The following is a 16,311-nucleotide window of genomic DNA, read 5'->3' as shown; positions in this document are numbered from 1 at the left end:
TAAGGAGCAACAGGTGCCGACCCCGTCCCCGATACTGACCAAGAACGCCTACGCGTACGAGGAACTGCGCCGGCGCATTCTGACGGGGGACATCGAGCAAGGATCCGTCCTCAGCCAGTCGAAACTGGCGCAGGAAATCGGGGTGAGCACTACGCCATTGCGCGAAGCCCTTCGCCGCCTTGCCGCCGAGGGCATGGTTGAACTCAAATCACACAGCGACGCCAAGGTTGCTTCCCTTACCGCGGAAGAAGCACGAGACCTTTACGTCATTCGGGAAAACTTGGACCCTCTCGCCGCCGGCCTCGCTGCAGAGAGCCGAACACCGGCAGATATCGCCAACATCCGGTCGGCACTCGAGCAACTGAAACCCCTCCACGACGCCGCTGACCTCGCAGCCATGACGGCCCACCGCGAGTTCCACCGCGCCATCTACACCGCCTCCCACAACCCGCTCCTCATAGGGATCCTGGAAGGACTGTGGGACAAAGCAGACCGCTACCGCCAAATCGGACTGAAAAGCCAAAAAGACTCCGAAAAAGACCGCGTCCGCGTCCAAGAAGAACACATCGAAATCGCCAACGCCGTTATCCAGGGAGACCGCACGCGCGCCCGCGAAGTCATGCAGCGCCACGTCCTCGGAAGCCTCGGCCGCCGAGCAATCTCGGTACTTACGGACAACTAGGTGCTATCGCCGATCGGCGGCAATAACAGTCGGATTGGAACCCGTAGCATTGCCAACCTATGTAGAGGCGGGTTCAAAACCTCGAAGGGGACAGGCACGAAGTGCTGGTCCTTCGCCCTGTTTACATCTAAGCAGGAGGCGGCTGCGCGGGTCGGGGCTTTCATGGCCCCGCAGCAGGTGCTTCCAACCAGAGGGATCTCAAGCCAGCGAATCAAAATCGTTGCCTGTCTTGCACTTTTCAGACTTCGCCAAATTGGACTACACCCAAAACTGACGTCAGTGACCAGGCAAATATGTGTCAGGTCAGGGTCAGTTTTGTCCTTTCCTGGCACTGAACTAAGAGACTCCTAGAAGTCAATCTGACACGACTTTGCCTGACCAGTGCCTTATCCGTGGGAATGGTGGTTTGAGTTTGCCGGCTGGAAACTGCAGCAAAGTGAGTCAACGTCTATATGGAAGCGGGCGGGCGGGGATGCATCAGCAGCCGCCGTCAGTTCGCTACGCGGCAAAACAATCCAGCAGCTCCACGCCTGAGTCCGCCCGAGCCATGGTTGTGAGTTCTACCAAGCAGGTTAGTGAGGCCAGTACTTGGCACGACGCCACGGCGATGAGCGTGCCGGATATGGTCTTGATGGAGACTTGCGATCCCGCTTTGCGCAGTAGTGCTACCGATGCGCCCACGATGTCGTGCCCACCGGAGGTGTGGCGCGTCACGTCGGTTTCCGAAAATGCCGCTTCAACCTCTTCCAGTACCGTGGCGTCTACGACGAATTGCGGATTTCGGCAGGCGGCGTGGTCCAAGAATCGGATTAGGTTCGCAGGCTTGTAGCCCGGGCCAATCATGGGTGTGAAATTGTAACCTTTGAATGTGAGAGGGTACTGCTTCCTCTTTGCCGCCAGCCGGGCAGCAGCCAGTCTCGAGGTCAAAGCAAAGACTCCATGATCGACGGAGTCATCCAAAGCTTCCTCTATAGCACGAACACCCGATGCTGCATGGGCGCTTAATGACCTTCGCAAAACATCTGACGACGACATTACGAGATCGGCGATGAGGTCATAGGCTTCCGTTGCTACTACGTGAGCCGGATAGTGCTTGTCCAGCCCTTGTATGCGGTCGAAGTCGTTGTCGACCAGCCCGTACACGTTGCCATTACCGTTGCACTCCGCGAGGCGCACGGCACCAAGGACGGTCTTTTTACCGCCGCAGACGATCAACACAACATCGGCTGAAACGTGCCCGTAGAAAACAGCGCTCTCATCGGGACCCTCCACGAGTAAGAAGGCACTGGGTGACGTTTCGTCCATGAGGATCTCAGCAAAAATACTATCGGCGGTCACGCTATCGAGCATCGTCGGCCGTTTCCTCCTCGCTTAGGAAGCCAGACAGAGTCGGGCCCAGTCTGGTTGCATTACTCCACCATCGATCTATGATCTGCGGCGAATGCGTTGCCACTACGAACTGGAACCCCACCAAGTCTGAAATTCGCAAAACGTCTGCGATGAACTTTTTTTGCCAGCCGATGTGTAAGGAGATTTCCGGCTCATCGATCATCACGAGGGACCCCGGTTGCACATTGAAGAGAAGGTCAAACATGAGAATTATTTCGTGCTGTTCACCGGACGAGAGCGCTGTCAGAGGGACGCTTGATCCATCGAGTTCGCGCGTTACCACGAGCCCATCGTTGGCATCCACGTGGAGCGACTTCCGTAGCAGTCGAGCATTGACGATCTCTTCTAGGAGATTAATGCGTTCGAGCACGTTCGAGAAGGAGTCGAGCTTCTTGTCGGCATCTTCAAGGTATAGCTCCAGCATGCCCAGCTGCCAGGAGTTTAAGGAACCCTCGGGCAGAGACAATTCAGGGTCCACATTAAGATCGGCGATCTCCGTAAGGCGGGCGCGGCGAGTGGTTTGTTCGGCCCACTTGTTGCGAAGCTCTTGCTCGGTCAGTACCGACTTGTCACCCCGCTCCAGCATTCGCCGGGGGAAGGTGCTATCGAGGCTTTGGGTTAGTCTGGAGTTGGCGGACAGGTTATTGTCCAGTGATTGCTTGATCTGGTCAGAATAGCGAATGATGGTCGGGACGCTATGCGGAGAATTCTCGCGGAAAGGGTGGCGGTCCCCAGTGCGGACAACCTCCTGAAGGCTCAGCCCAAGTAACCTCTGCGTTTCAATTAGACGAACATCCAATGATTTAGCATAATCGCGAATCGCAGGGTCGATTGCGGAGGTCATCCTCTTTTTGTTTCCCACCGCGGAGTTACGAGCGTGGAACCGTGGCAAGTGTCGCCGTTCAAGGTGCTCAAAGGAAACTAGCTCCCCGTCATTGGGGTCTATCCAGATGTCTGGGTCATCCGTCGGCTCGTAAGGGGTTGCTTGCTGTAGGAATACTTGGAAATCGTTCAGGGTACTGACCCGCGATTTCACGGGGGGACGGGCGCCGTTCCAGAGACAAAACTCCAGCTCATCGACCTTCTCTTGAGGTTCTGTAATGCCGTCGATGTCCAAATGTCCTTTGGCCTCAACACCGGAAATACGCGTAACTCGAAATCTACTGCCGTCGGAGAATTTCAACTCGGCGGATCGGAAGGGCAATGAGCTCAGCCGCATAACGTTCATATTGCACAGGGCGTTGATGATCTCAAGAACCCTGGTCTTACCCACACCGTTGGGGCCGTACACAATTGCGAACTGGCCTGGGGATTCGAAATCGAACCTATGATCAAACTCCCCCAGTACTCCATCGGCCTGCGCGGAAATGAGTCGACGCTCTTCGAACCCGCTGGTTGCATTACTTGCTGTGTCCACGCACGCCACACTACCGACCCCGCGTCTGCCTGATGACATCGAGCAAGTGATTCCCGCTGATATGTGACGCGTACAGGCTGAATAAGCAACCGCCGGTGGGTAGTCCCTGACTACATGGTGACGACCCGTCGCCGACGGAGAGAATATCCACGACCGGAAGGCACGCCATTAACAGGATCGGAAGAGTTGCACCAGAAAGCAAAGGCCCGACATTCGGGCGCCAGCGTCAATGTTCGCTGCCCACAGCCGTGGACAATCCTGATGGGTTATCCACCGCTGCTGCTGTTAGGGGAGCTTTCCCGATGGCTCCCGATTTCCAGCCGTGGATAACCTGGATTGACCCCAACCATGGACAGCCTGCGTGATCACCTCGAGCGTCGGCTGACAACAGCCGGCTTAGAAGAGCCCCGGGGGCGGGTCCTCGCAGGGTAGAGGGGTGAGTTTGGCGCGGTGGCCGTCGTCCGGGGTGCAGCCCTTGAATGGCCCATCTGTTGAGAGCAGGACGGACATGTGGTGGTCTGCGTGGTCGCGCCACCACACGCTCATTCCTGTGGTTCCGTCGAGCCGCAGGAATTCCCAGGCCCGCCAGAGCGCTTCGAGGCGGCTGATCGCTTCCGCGTGCTTCCACCACTGCGGGCACCAAGTCACCCCTCCCTGGACGTTGAGTTGTCGACGGTAGCTGGTGGCCAGCTTCATGCGGACGAATTCGGCGACGTTTGGGTAGAACAGCTCAGGTGCGTCCTCGTTCTCCTCAGCCGGCTCGGTGGGGGTTGTGGTGTCTTCGATCTCGTCGTCCCACTCCCCCATGCCCTCACTCATTGGAGGCACCTGCGGCGATCCACCGGTTCCCGGCCGCGGCCGCCGGCTTGTTAGCGGGATCATGTGTAGCGATGGAGGCCCGCACCGCGCCAGCTTGGGGACCGCTCATCCAGGGCACCGTTTCTAGCAGGGCGGCGGGGGCGCCGGAGGCGAACATGATGGCGCGGCCGCGGGGGAACGCGGCCAGGTCCGAGACGTCCAGGGTGCGTTCTTTGCGGTCGTCATCGTGGCTGTAGGAGGTGCCTTGTTTGGAGCGGCTTCTGGTCGTGTTGGAGTAGCGGTACTCCCCCACGAGCTGCGCGAGCTCGTTCAGGAATTCGGCTTCGGCGACGCCGCCGCCGTAGACCTTGATGTTGGATGCGCTCCAGAGTTTGCGCATCCCGTCCCGGCCCCACACTTCGACGCCTTGGGACCAGGACTGGAGGATGGTCATCAGGACGATGCCGCGGGAGCCGTAGTGGCTGTAAAGGTTGGGTAGTTCACGCCAGCGGCAAACATTGGCTGCTTCGTCCAGGACACCGACCATGGGTGTGGCCAACCGGCCGCCGGGTGAGTGGACGGCGAGTTCTTCGGCGGCTTCGACCGTGGCTACGGTCAGCGCCGTCACTAGCGGGCCGGCGGTGCCTTTGCCTTCCTTGGACAGGCTGTACAGCGTGCCTTTGGAGCGGACGAACGCTGCGGGTTCGAACTGGGGCCGTTCGTCCTTCTCACCTTGGGGTGTGACCCATTGGGCTACTTGGCGGTTGGTGAGGCAGGAGGCCATTTGCAGTGCCGTGCCGTACACGCCGCCGCGTTGCTTTTCGGGGGCGTTGATGACGCCGCCGACGGCGTTGGAGGTCTGGGTGAAGCCGTGGGTCTTGAGGATGTCCACTGCTTCGTCGTCGGCGGGACGGGTCAGCCAGGTGTGAACCTGCGTGATTGGCCGTTCGTCGAGGGCGGCGGCGAGCAGGAGGCCGGCGAGAAGATCCTGGCCGGCCGGGTCGAAGTAAGCGTCCGTTTTGGCGTCCGGGCCGCGGGAACCCGCGGCGAAATGGTCGGCCAGACGTGCCGCGCGCACTTCGTCGGTGACGTAGGACAGGGGGTTCCACCACCAGGTGGGTTCCTCAAGGGCGACGGACTGCGGGTCGAAGACCCACACCCGCCCGCCGGCGGCCCGGACGTCGCGTGTCCCGTCCACGATGTCCCGCTTGTTCGACGTCACCAACGCAGCACCGGGGGCGGCAAGAATCGCCGGGATGGCCCGGGAGGTCGTCTTGCCCGTGCGAGGTCCCCAGATATCGATATGCATGTCTTCCCAGGAGCCGTAAACCATCTGCCCACCCAGAACCGTCTTACCGACCGGGACACCGGGTGAGCCTTTCACTCCGAGGCGTTCGGCGGTGGCCGTGGCCCCGCGCAGGCTCAGGGCGCGCAGGTCACGGCCTTTGGCCATGTGCTGGGCGGCGGCGTCCACGCGGGAACGCTTGGACCGACGGCGCAGCACGGCACGGACCACGAGGACGGCGCCGGCGATGGCGAGGACGCCGAAGCCGACCAGGACCCAGGTAGAGACCGCAGGCCAGGTGACCTTGTGGGAGAGCAGGCCGAAGACCAGTTCGAACGGGTTGGCAGGGAGTTTCTGGCCGTCACCTGACAGGAGCGATCCCAGATGCACGGCGCCGGTCACCGAGCCCACACCGAGCACCACGACGGTGATGCAAACCCAGAGCAGGACCGTTTCGGTGTCCAGCCGGGAACGCTTGCCGCTGCTTGGTGCACCCATCAGTTCTCCCCTTCCCCGCTCCGGTTGATCGTCCAGCGTTTATTTGTGTCATGCAGGGATTCTTCAACACTGGTCAGCTTGAGGGCGACGGGGATTCCAGGCCTGCCGCCGACTTTGAAGAGGAACTTGCCCAGGCCGGGGCGGACCCGTTTGCGGGATCCACCGACGTCGGTCCATGACCCCGGGTCAGCCCACGAGATGAGCCGGGATTGTTCGGCCCGGGAGAGGGTGACGGCTTTGTTGAGTTTTTCCATTTCGGCCCCGGGGAGTGCACCGCAGACGACCATGCCGGAGCGTTCGACGAATCCGCGTGCTTTCATCCGTTCGGATTCGGTAGGCAGGGCTTCGAGGTCACTCATGGTGTGCGTGATCATGGCCTGTCCCACGCCTTCGGTACGGTTCAGGCGGGTCAGGGAGTCAACCCGGTCCACCATGCCTTCACCGGAGCGCAGGGCCCGCCACAGCTCGTCCATGACGACGAAGTAGTTTCGGCGCGGCTCCAGGCCTGCGTCGGCCAGGGTGTGGGCGACCTGGACGGTCGCGAACCCGGTTGACCAGCAGGCCAGCAGGCAGGCGGCCTGGATGTCCCGTTGCGTGTCGGAGATTCCTGACAGGTCGAAGACCACGGGTTTGGTCAGGTCCATCGGCTGGTCGGTGGGTTTGGAGAACATGTCAGAGAACCGGCCCGAGCCGTCGAGGGAGTACAGCGACTGGCGCAGCTGGTCGGTCGCGTCGAGGTAGCGGCTCATGTCGCCACGGTCCAGGGCGATGGCCCGGAGCTCGTCGGGGGCGTCTTTGATGACCTCGATCAGATCCCCGATCAGGGGCACGCGGTCCAGGCGCTCGTCCAGGATGTGCAGCGCCCGGTCGATCAGGGATTCCTCGTGGGCGCTGGGCTTGGCGTTCCGCACGATGGTGATCAGCGCCGTGATCATGTTCAGGCGCCGGTTGTGCGAGTCGGCCATCAGCTGTTCGGCCAGCTTCTCAGCCTTCACTGCTGCCGCCAGTAACGAACCTGCTGCGGCTTCGTCCGTGGCCCGGTTGGCCTTGGCCCGGTGTTCTTCGGCTGAGGCGAGGAGCCTGACGGCGGCGCCGGTGGCTTCACCGGGGTCCAGGACGTTCAGGTGGCCGCGCCCGGGACCGAGACTGATGACCTGTCCGCCGAGGGCTTCGATGAGGTCAACGTAGTCCGGTTTCAGGTCACCGAGGATCAACGGGTTGATGCCCCGGCCTGCCAGGCCCAAAACGATGTGCCGGACGAGTGTGGACTTGCCGTAATGCGGCAGGCCGAGGACGAACATGGAGGGGTTGTTGATCATGCCTTGCATGAACCAGCTGATCGGATCGGCCCCGAAGGGCGCTCCGGTGTCGGTGTGCACGCCGATCGGCACGCCCAGGATCGGGGTGCCGGACCCGCCCACGAACGGCCACAGACCGCAAACCTGGACGGAGGTGCCGCGCCATTCGTCCGCTGCCGTGACGTAGACGGCTTCGCCCTGTCCGCGGCCGCGCCAGCCCCGCAGGCCCGGGCGGCGGGCGACCGCGGCCGCGAGCTTCGTGGCAGGGGCCTGCTTGGTGGCAGAGGCTTGTGTGCGCTGGTGCTTGGTACGGCTTTCGAACATCACATGGCCTCGCGGATCTCTTCGGGAACCTTCAAGTGCTTGGGCAGCACCAGGCCCAATGGCAGGGACGCGGCGAAGGCAGAATCCTGGGAGCCGTAGGCGCGCCGCAGCAGCAGACGGGCCGAGGGGCCGAGGTTGCCCTCCACCACGGCCACGGCGTCATCGAGGTCACGGGAGGACAGCACCGTGGCCGTTACGACCATGCCGAAGTTGACCAGACCGGCACCCTTGGCTTCCTCGGCTGCGGTGGCCTGCGCCGCGCGCGCATCGACCAGGGCGCGGGCTGTGGGCCGGTTCGTTGAGGAGGCCCGGGTGAGGGCGCTGGTCTGGTCGGACTCCACGATGGCGGCCGCGCGGCCGGCTTCGATCGGCCGGTACAGCAAGGTGACGCGCTTGCGGGCGATCTCCCCGTGGGGTGCGACCAGGCGGGCCAGGGCTGATGCCAGGATGTGGCCGCGGGGTGCGCCCGTCATGGACCAGGACACGGAGTGGCCGGAGTCGTGGCGGTAGCCATCCCAGTCGGCTTGGTGGGCGGAGGGTCCGACGTCGCCCCAGTTCAGCTCAACGGGTGTGCCTTGATAGTGGGCTTCGTCAATGAGGCGGGCCGCTGCAGGGTCGTACGCGACCCTAACGAGCTCACAGAGTTCTTGGGCGTTCAACGGCGCGCACGCGCCGGCGCCGGTGGATTCCAGACGCTCGGTCAGGCTGGGAAGCCGGGAGGCGAGATCCCGTGCGATTTCTTCGGCGGTGCGTCGTTTGCCGCCTGCCCGGGCAGCCGCGCTGAACGTCAGCGCGACCCACGCCCGGATAGTGGCCGATCCCTGCGGGTAGGTCTCCAAGGCTTCCCGGAGCATGGCCTTGGCAATCGCGGGGGCGTCGTCATGGATGTTCGATTCAACTTCCCGGCGGAGCCGGGCCCCGGAATCGGGGGCGGTTTCGACCGTGACGGACGCCGCGACAACGGCGGGTTCGTTCGACAACGAGGCCAGCCAGCCGCCCCAGTTAGCCACCCAGGCATCAATCTGCTCGGGATCAACCAGTGACGACCCGTCGGGCTGGGTGCCGAAGACGACGGTGTAGTGGGCGGTGGAGGGAAGGTGAATCAATGCGAACGGGCGGCCATAGGAGTCGGTGAATTCGTAAAGTTTGGACCCGGCAGAGATGCCGGGCAGCTGGAACTCGCCCCAGGGTGTCAGTCCCAGTGGGCCGGAGCGGTAGATGTTGGCCTTCCTGCGCCGTGCCGAGCGGAACGCCAGGCGGGCGAAGACCCGCTCCCCTACGGACTTGTTGTGCTTGTCGGTCACCGAGACGACGGCCAGCGCCAACCCCAGGACGAGCAGGGCAACCAGTCCGGGGAACCAGCCGCCGACGAAGAAACAGATCACCGTGATGATCAGGCCAACAAACAATCCTGCTGTGGCGAGCCCACCGAGCGTTCCGATGCCTGCCTTGCGCGGACGCCGCCAGTTGCCGTAGGTCGGTTCCCTGTAGTTGTTTTCGATAGCTGCCACTTTCAGGCACCCCCCGTAGATTCTTCGCTCATGTCTTTGATCGCCCCGGAAGCGGCTTGGCCGGCTTCAACGCCCTTCTGTGCGGCCAGCACGGCGACGCCGCCAGCGCCGGCTGCCGCGGCGGCACCGCCTGCAGCCGCTCCGCCGGATGCAGCTCCACTGCCTGCAGCTCCGCTTGTTGCAGCTCCACTGTCTGACGCAGCGCTGCCTGCGCCGGTGGATGCTGCCGGGCCAGTTCCGGGCTGTGCGCCCGTGGCTCCCGAGCCCCGGGTGCCGGCTTTTCCAGCCGTGCCGGACGTTCCTGCCGTTCCCTGGCTGCCAGTCCCTGAGGGGCCCTGCGACCCGGGGTTCTGGCTCGTTGTGCTGCTGGTGGCCGCCCCGCTGGTGGAGGGGCCGCCGCCTCGTCCGGCGCTGCCCATGCTGATAGCGCCGGATGCCAGTGCGCCGACTGTTCCCGCTGCCAAGGCTCCACCGCCGCCAGCGACGGCACCCACCATGGGGGTAACGAAGCGCATGAGCGCTGGCATGGCGAACAACGCAATGACCATCAGCGCCAGCCCTGTGACCGTTGTCAGGAGCGCTGAGCCAAAGTCCTTGCCGTCACCCACGTTTCCGAAGATCCTGGTGCCGCTCAGTTGGAAGGCCGTGGCGTAGACGATGGCGGCCGCAGGCTTGTAGAGAATGAAGGCGATCAGCCAGGCCGTGCACTTCTGGAACCATCCCTTGCCGGCTTCGGTGTTGGTAAAAGCTGCCGCCGTAGGAAAGATGCCCGTCAGGATGACGAGCAGGCCACCGCGGATGATCATGAGGACGATCTGCATTACGGAGGCCAGAATGGCGATCAATCCCAGAAGGATGATCATGATCGAACCGATGGGGCTGGTGGCCGAAAGCGCCAGCAGGGACGTGATGTTCTCGTTGAACGACGTTCCATCGGTGGAGTTCTTGATGATCCAGGCAGAGAACTGATCCGCTGCAACCGTCAGCAGACCAACTGCCGCCACGCCCGCGCCGGATACAACAATCAAGGTCGCAAGTGAACGCGCCAGATCACGCAAGGGTGCGCCCCTGCGTTCGATCACCATCTTTGCCGACCCCACAAGGACGGACAGCACGGCAAGGGCAGCCGTCCAAAAATAGAGGCTGTTCTGTAGGAACAACACCGGGTCACTGGCCGTGGACCCACCCGGAGCTGACGTTAGTGCGGGAGTTCCCACGTTTATCCAGAACGTGCCCAGTGTTTGCACTGTCTGTCCTACGGCTTCGGCGATAGCCTTCGCCATGTTCTTTACTGCATCATTGGCGACATCTTCGATGGCCGATCCTGCATAGCAGCCGATGCTGAAGGCGTCCCATCCTTCGCAGGCCATCACACACCAGACCAGGGAATGTACCCAGACAAGTCACTTATCTGTCCCCCGCCCGTGCTCCCGGTTGCTGGAACAACAACCTTCCAGTCGCCGCCGTGCCACTGGAGCGGAACAGGAACGGAAACCAGCGCACCGTTGCTGCCCTTTGCAGCAATTGCGATCACTGCACGCTCGGCATCATAGGAGCGGATCTGGAAGCCTGCGATCTGCGCTGTCACAGCTGATGTCGCTTGCGGCTCAGGCTGATTCAGCAGTGCATCTCGCTCGGGGCCAGGGACTGCGAGTTGCTCGTAGACGAGTCGAGCCTTCCCTGTCGCGGACAACACAGCCACGTTCGACGCGGCGTATAGCGCCCCTGTTGGTGAGTGCGCGAAGCAGGAACGGAGGCCGTTGGCTTCGGTCTTGCCGGGGCCGAATTGTGCTGGTGATGTTGGCGCGGCTATCTTGCCCACCAGTTCCCATTTGGTGTCAGTGGGCGTGGTGGCAGGTTTGGCCTGGTTGCCGGAGGGGAGGCCGCAGACGCTTGCGGCCGCCGTTGCGCTGGGTTGGACGCTGGCCGTGGTTGATCCGGGATTGCCTGGTGCGGCTGTCGGGTTTCCTCCCCCTTTGGGGAGCAGGGCCAGGATGATCCCGAGCGCGACAATGATCGCCACGACAACGGCCGAGATGATGAACTTAGGTTTGGTCAACGGGTTCTGGTCTTCGTTCACTGTCGGTTCAGTCATGGCTTGAGCTCCTTAGACCAGGGCGCCTACGACGCCGCCGGCGGAGGCTGCCAGGATGCAACCGCCGAGGACCCATGCCAAGCGGCCGGCGTGCTCGCCGCCTTCACCGCGCCGGTTGTTAATCATCATCGTGCCGGCGGTGATCAGGATGCCGGCCACGGCCAGGCCGAAGACGATCCATGCGACCCATTTGAGGATGGTCAGCAACCCTTCAGAGCCGGGAGGTGCTTCACCGGTGCCCGGGTTCGGTATCTCGGTGATGGCAAAGCTTGACCATTCCATGGCCTTGGAGAACAACATCAAGTTTCTTCTTTCTACTTGGCCGGGAATCCGGCAGTGGCGGTTACTGCGATGTGCACCTGCTCCAGGGCGGTGCGGGCTTCCTTGGGAAGTTGTTCGGGAGGAACGTCGTGGCCGTAGCGCCATCCGTCCACCCAGGGGAAATGCCACACGTGCGGCACTCCCCCAGCAACGACGCGGGTATAGTCGCGGATCTCTTTAGGGAGCCGGCCGGGAGTGTCGGCCATGACCACCAGGCCTGCGACCTGGATCCCGGGAAGGGAACCCGACGCCCATTCAGTTGCCGCCAGCCTGGCCGCACGCAGGCCCGGGATATTGGAACGGGCCACCAGGACCACAGCGGCTCCGGTTGCCGTCAAAGGCCAGTGATGTTCGGCGGCCCTGGTGTTCTTGTCCAGGCGTGCAAGTGACGTTTCACCCGCACCGCCGTGGACGCCAAGCCACCAGAAAGCCGGTTCCCTCCCGGATGCGTTCCTTCGGGGAAGCCGGTCCGCGAGGTCCGGCTGCGGCACGCTCAGCTGCGGCCTCGTAGCCCCCGTAGGAATGAAACAAGGCTGTTCCTGGTCCACTGGAACAGGTTCATCAATGGTTTCTGCGCCAAAGGTCACCCAGCGATTCTTTGAGACCGGCATTTCACATCCCCCTGTAATGTCCGCAAAGATCGTATCGGTACCATCCGACACGAAAGGCCAAAAGTGACCCCCAGCAACAGCTTTAGTACCTTTCAGTCACTTTCAGTACATCACAGTACCAATTTGTGGTCTACGATGGCTCTATGCGGTGCGACGGACTGATCGTGGACCCCAAGTACCTGGAAGCACTCTTCGCCAAGTACCCGGAGCGTCTTACGCCTCAGGACCTCGAAGAAATTTTCGGGCTGTCCCGGAACACCGTGTACCGCTGGCTCCAAACCGGAGTGATTCCTGCCTACCAAGTCGAGAAGACATGGTTAATCGCCAGAGATCAAGTCAAAGACTGGGTCTGGGAGAACCGGAACACCCTCAGGAAGGGCCAGACACCGGAAGTGAACGAGGACCAGCCGTAAGGCGCAGCAGGACAGATGTGAGGGGGACACATGCAAGCACGAACGAGCGGGCCTGTGCTGGCCGCTGGTGCCGTCCTCGCACCCATCGGGCTGGTGCTCTCCATCATCCTGTTCGGCGGAGGCTCCCAAGCGGATGCCGACGTCTGTTCACCCACCGGCGGCAGCGTCAGCGCTGACGAGGACCAGCTGCCCAAGGTCGCCATCGCCGGCTACCAAGGCGAACAGCTGCGCAATGCCGCCCTGATCATCAACGCCGGCAAAGCCATGGGCCTATCGGCCAGGGCCCAGACCATAGGCGTCATGACCGCCATGGGAGAGTCCGGCCTGCGCGTCATAGACCACGGTGATGGTCCCGGCCCGGACTCCCGCGGCCTTTTCCAACAGCGCGACAACAGCGCCTGGGGAACCTACCAAGACCGCATGAACCCCACGGTCTCCGCCACTAACTTCTTCACCGCCCTGAAGAAGATCAGCGGCTGGGAACAGCTCGAACCCACCACTGCCGCGCACAGGGTCCAACGCAACGCCGACCCGTTCCACTACCAGACCTATTGGCCTGCAGCCGTGGAAGTCGTGGCGGCCCTGGGCGACACCAAGATCACCGATACCGGAGGGACAAGTTCCTGCGGCATCCCCGGGGAATCCGGAAAAGGCGATGACCTGCCGTGGCGCGCATCCCAGGTGTACCAGCCCTCTCCCCTGGGCATGTTCAACCGTGAGTGCGTTGACTTCGCCCTCTGGCGCGTCAACCAGCAGCTCGGCAGCACCGCCGCCCCCTACAAGGTCCTGAACGGCACCTTCCGGCCCGACGGTGCCCTCCTCGGGTCTGCCCTGACGTGGAAGGACGGCTGGGACGCCAAAGGCTGGCCCACCGGCACCACGCCACGTGTTGGCGCTGTCGTCTGGTACTCCCCCGGTACGGGCGGCGCCGACGGCACCTATGGCCACGTCGGAATCGTCAAAGCCGTCAACGGCGACGGCAGCTTCCTCGAAGAGGGCTACAACGGCAACCCCGCCCCGAACGACCACACCTACTACACCCGCACTGTCCACAACGGCACACCGAGTGCCTTTCTCTACCTGCCCGGCAGCAACACACCGGAGGAACCATGAAACGCACCCTAACAGCCCTCACAGCCCTACTCCTGTGCACCGCGTGCGCGCCGGCGGCCAGCATCACGCCTGCGGAACCGGCACCCGGCACGTCCACCACCGCAGCGGCCACGCTCAGCGCAGGCGGCAAACCCCAAGCCCCCGGCGGCCTCGCCCCGGCCACCTTGGGCATCGCCTGGGACGAGGCAAGCAAAACAACCGGGCTGGACACCGCGACCAAGGCCATGACGCTCTACGCCCGCCCCGCCGTCACGGACAAGGAATGGATCCAGGACCTCGGCCAGGTCCTCACCGCCCAAGCCGCCGCCGACTACCAATACGTCGACCCCGCCAACATCCCGGCCACAAAGGTCACCGGACCCGGCCAACTGAAGATCGATGAGAACAACGGCTTCGGCTGCCATGTCGTGTTCCCCACCGACGCCGGCGACTACGACTTGCAGCTGCTCCGCAGCGCCGCCGACAAGCCCTGGCAGGTCAACCGATTCACACCCCCGAACGGCACAAAGTAAGGACAGATGATGGAAACCCAAGCACTCGACTTCCCCAAGATCAACGCCGTTCTCCGCACCAACGGCACCGGTGAAGTCACCATCAACGGGACCTCCCACGCGATCGAGGCCAATGACGAAGCCGCCGTCCTGAGCCAGGCGCTGCTCCTCATCACCGAGACCGCTGCCCAGCTCGGCCGACCTGTCCAGGTCAGCACCACCGACCCGGACGGACAAGGCCACATCATCGTCTCCCCCGAAGGTGTCGTCAGCGAGGCCGGGCCGACCAAGACCGCCTCCCGACGGGAGGACACCTTGCCCGCTAAGGTCGCACCGGCGGCCGCGGCCAGCGCCCTGGCCGCGGCCGCCCCTGCGATGGTTCCTGTTGCCACTCCGTCCGAAGAAGTGCCGGCTCATCCCGCCGGTGCTGTGCCGGTGACTTTCGGTGCAGCCGCTACCCAGGCACAGCAACCCGCGCAGGCTACTGAGTCGGCCGCTGCGGAACCGGCCACCCGGCGCAGCCTCAAAGACACCTCGTTCCTCATCAGCGCCCCCGTTCTCCAGCCGGCCACGCGCGGCTGGCGCGGTGCCCTGAGCCGCATCGGCTTCCGCATGGACCCATCTGCCGAAGAGCTCGCCGAACGAGAAGACATCCGCATCGTCAGCCAGCACTGGCCCGGGCCCCGCACCGTGGCTGTCGTCAACCGCAAGGGAGGGGCGAACAAGACGCCCACCGTCGTCATGCTCTCGGCCATCCTCGCCCGCTACAGCGGCGCAGCGACCGTCGCTTGGGACAACAACGAATCCCAGGGCACTCTCGGTTGGCGTACTGAGAAGGGCGGCCATGACAACAGCGTCCTGGATCTTATCGACTCATCCCAGGCACTGCTCTCCCCCAGCGCTCAGGCTGCAGAGATCGCCCAGTTCGTCCACCACCAGACCTCGGACAAGTTCGATGTCCTTCGCTCAGACGAAAACGACGAGGGTGACCACGAAGTCACCGCCGAGGAAGTGGATATCGCCCACCAAGTACTCACCCGCTACTACCGGCTCATCGTCATGGACTCAGGCAACACCGCCCGGGCGGCCAACTGGCGCCGCATGATTCACCACACCAACCAGCTGGTCGTCCCAGTCACCGCGATCGAAGACCGCGCAGAAGCCGCACGCCTGACCCTCCAAACCCTCGAATCCCGTGGCGGGCACGACGCCGAACTAGCACGGAACGCCGTCGTCATCGTCTCCGAATCCACCGACGCCAAGCGGAGCATGAGCGGCGACGCGCTCAAACGCGCCAAAGACGAAGCCCGCAGGATTGCAGACGGCTTCACCCCGCACGTGCGCGCTGTCGTCCGCATCCCCTACGACCCCGCCCTGGTCAACGGCCCCATCCGCTACGACGCACTCCAGCCCGCAACCCAACGAGCCTGGCTCGCCGCAGCCGCCGCCGTCGTAAAAGGCTTCTAAAAGAGATGAAGCCGACACGCCGTACTTTATGTCCAGTCCCCAGCGTTTCAGAAACTAACGTGAGGGACATGGCAATTCAGAAACGCGCACGCGGAGGACGCCCTTCAAAAGGGGACCGTCATGTTCTGACTACCCGGCTCCCCGTTGCAGACGCAGAAAAGTTGTTCGCTGTTGCAGATCACCAAGGGCAGTCGGCTAGTGAGTTCATCGCACACGCCGTTGCTGAAAAGCTCGCCGCTATCGACATGACATTCGTTAGCGGCCAGGAGGAACTGCCTATCGGCCGTATCGCCTCTTAAAAGAGGAAGGCCCGCACTAGGCGGGCCTTCTCGGAAGCATTAAGTCCAGATCCAGTTCTTGGCGGGACACGATCTGAACTTTTGACAACACCCACGCTGTGGGTGCCATTTGTGTTACCTCGAAAGGAACTACTGCACACCATGGTACCGGAACCGGTATCGGCGTCAACGCATGCCCTTATGGGTGTCGCGCCGTATGTGAAGCCAGAAGATGCATGGAGCCTTGCTCCGCTGATTGCTGGTGCACCTTCATACCGCTTAGGTCGGTGGGTTGGTTCGCGATTCCAGTACCCGCGACC

General features: G+C 62.9%; 16 protein-coding genes. 6 read left to right on the top strand and 10 right to left on the bottom strand.

Annotated features, from left to right (window positions below; genetic code table 11):
* Nucleotides 1-13: 13 nt before the first annotated feature.
* Entirely contained in the window at nucleotides 14-682 is a 669-nt protein-coding gene (locus tag J7I84_RS01235; protein WP_214939527.1) for a GntR family transcriptional regulator, read from the top strand.
* 498 nt (nucleotides 683-1,180) lie between these two features.
* Here J7I84_RS01235 and J7I84_RS01230 read toward each other — a convergent pair whose 3' ends face one another.
* From J7I84_RS01230 to J7I84_RS01185, 10 genes are all read right to left on the bottom strand, one after another.
* The gene (locus J7I84_RS01230) at nucleotides 1,181-2,032 is read right to left on the bottom strand and encodes a DUF4435 domain-containing protein (RefSeq protein ID WP_214939524.1); all 852 of its coding nucleotides are present in this window, start codon (nucleotides 2,030-2,032) and stop codon (nucleotides 1,181-1,183) included.
* The gene (locus tag J7I84_RS21850; protein ID WP_214939521.1) at nucleotides 2,022-3,488 is read right to left on the bottom strand and encodes an AAA family ATPase; all 1,467 of its coding nucleotides are present in this window, start codon (nucleotides 3,486-3,488) and stop codon (nucleotides 2,022-2,024) included. Before J7I84_RS21850 ends, J7I84_RS01230 begins: the two co-directional genes overlap by 11 nt.
* 396 nt (nucleotides 3,489-3,884) lie before the next feature.
* Complete coding sequence (locus J7I84_RS01220; RefSeq protein WP_214939518.1) at nucleotides 3,885-4,307, bottom strand: DUF4913 domain-containing protein; 423 nt, start codon at nucleotides 4,305-4,307, stop codon at nucleotides 3,885-3,887.
* Nucleotides 4,300-6,069 carry a type IV secretory system conjugative DNA transfer family protein gene (locus tag J7I84_RS01215; protein ID WP_214939515.1) on the bottom strand — a complete coding sequence of 590 codons (1,770 nt, stop codon included), beginning with the start codon at nucleotides 6,067-6,069 and terminating at the stop codon, nucleotides 4,300-4,302. Before J7I84_RS01215 ends, J7I84_RS01220 begins: the two co-directional genes overlap by 8 nt.
* The gene (locus J7I84_RS01210; RefSeq protein ID WP_214939512.1) at nucleotides 6,069-7,691 is read right to left on the bottom strand and encodes an ATP/GTP-binding protein; all 1,623 of its coding nucleotides are present in this window, start codon (nucleotides 7,689-7,691) and stop codon (nucleotides 6,069-6,071) included. The genes J7I84_RS01215 and J7I84_RS01210 overlap by 1 nt, the downstream gene beginning before the upstream one ends.
* Nucleotides 7,691-9,202: an SCO6880 family protein gene (locus J7I84_RS01205; protein ID WP_214939508.1), complete on the bottom strand. Its 1,512-nt coding sequence runs from the start codon at nucleotides 9,200-9,202 to the stop codon at nucleotides 7,691-7,693. The genes J7I84_RS01210 and J7I84_RS01205 overlap by 1 nt, the downstream gene beginning before the upstream one ends.
* A gap of 2 nt (nucleotides 9,203-9,204) precedes the next feature.
* Nucleotides 9,205-10,572, bottom strand: coding sequence for a hypothetical protein (locus tag J7I84_RS01200; protein ID WP_214939505.1), 1,368 nt, complete (start codon nucleotides 10,570-10,572; stop codon nucleotides 9,205-9,207).
* On the bottom strand, nucleotides 10,572-11,297 hold the full coding sequence (locus J7I84_RS01195; RefSeq protein ID WP_214939502.1) for a hypothetical protein: 726 nt from the start codon (nucleotides 11,295-11,297) through the stop codon (nucleotides 10,572-10,574). The genes J7I84_RS01200 and J7I84_RS01195 overlap by 1 nt, the downstream gene beginning before the upstream one ends.
* Nucleotides 11,298-11,309: 12 nt before the next feature.
* Nucleotides 11,310-11,597 (bottom strand): hypothetical protein, encoded by a 288-nt coding sequence (locus tag J7I84_RS01190; RefSeq protein WP_009358107.1) that lies wholly within the window; start codon nucleotides 11,595-11,597, stop codon nucleotides 11,310-11,312.
* 14 nt (nucleotides 11,598-11,611) lie between these two features.
* Nucleotides 11,612-12,205, bottom strand: a complete 594-nt coding sequence (locus tag J7I84_RS01185; protein WP_311381034.1) for a DUF6668 family protein — start codon at nucleotides 12,203-12,205, stop codon at nucleotides 11,612-11,614.
* Between the two features lie 167 nt (nucleotides 12,206-12,372).
* On the opposite strand from J7I84_RS01185, the gene J7I84_RS01180 reads away from it, so the two are divergent.
* From J7I84_RS01180 to J7I84_RS01160, 5 genes are all read left to right on the top strand, one after another.
* On the top strand, nucleotides 12,373-12,642 hold the full coding sequence (locus J7I84_RS01180; RefSeq protein WP_214939496.1) for a helix-turn-helix domain-containing protein: 270 nt from the start codon (nucleotides 12,373-12,375) through the stop codon (nucleotides 12,640-12,642).
* Between the two features lie 30 nt (nucleotides 12,643-12,672).
* Nucleotides 12,673-13,755, top strand: a complete 1,083-nt coding sequence (locus J7I84_RS01175) for a CHAP domain-containing protein (protein ID WP_214939493.1) — start codon at nucleotides 12,673-12,675, stop codon at nucleotides 13,753-13,755.
* Nucleotides 13,752-14,267, top strand: a complete 516-nt coding sequence (locus tag J7I84_RS01170) for a hypothetical protein (protein WP_214939490.1) — start codon at nucleotides 13,752-13,754, stop codon at nucleotides 14,265-14,267. The genes J7I84_RS01175 and J7I84_RS01170 overlap by 4 nt, the downstream gene beginning before the upstream one ends.
* A 6-nt stretch (nucleotides 14,268-14,273) precedes the next feature.
* Nucleotides 14,274-15,713, top strand: coding sequence for a chromosome partitioning protein ParA (locus J7I84_RS01165; protein ID WP_214939487.1), 1,440 nt, complete (start codon nucleotides 14,274-14,276; stop codon nucleotides 15,711-15,713).
* Nucleotides 15,714-15,781: 68 nt separating this feature from the next.
* A complete protein-coding gene (locus J7I84_RS01160; RefSeq protein WP_155854532.1) occupies nucleotides 15,782-16,012 on the top strand; it encodes a hypothetical protein in 231 nt (76 codons plus the stop codon).
* Nucleotides 16,013-16,311: the final 299 nt, after the last annotated feature.

Origin of the sequence: Arthrobacter sp. ISL-85, from assembly GCF_018613675.1 — a bacterium.
Taxonomy (GTDB): Bacteria; Actinomycetota; Actinomycetes; order Actinomycetales; family Micrococcaceae; genus Arthrobacter.
This window is presented reverse-complemented; position numbering and strand designations above follow the sequence as displayed.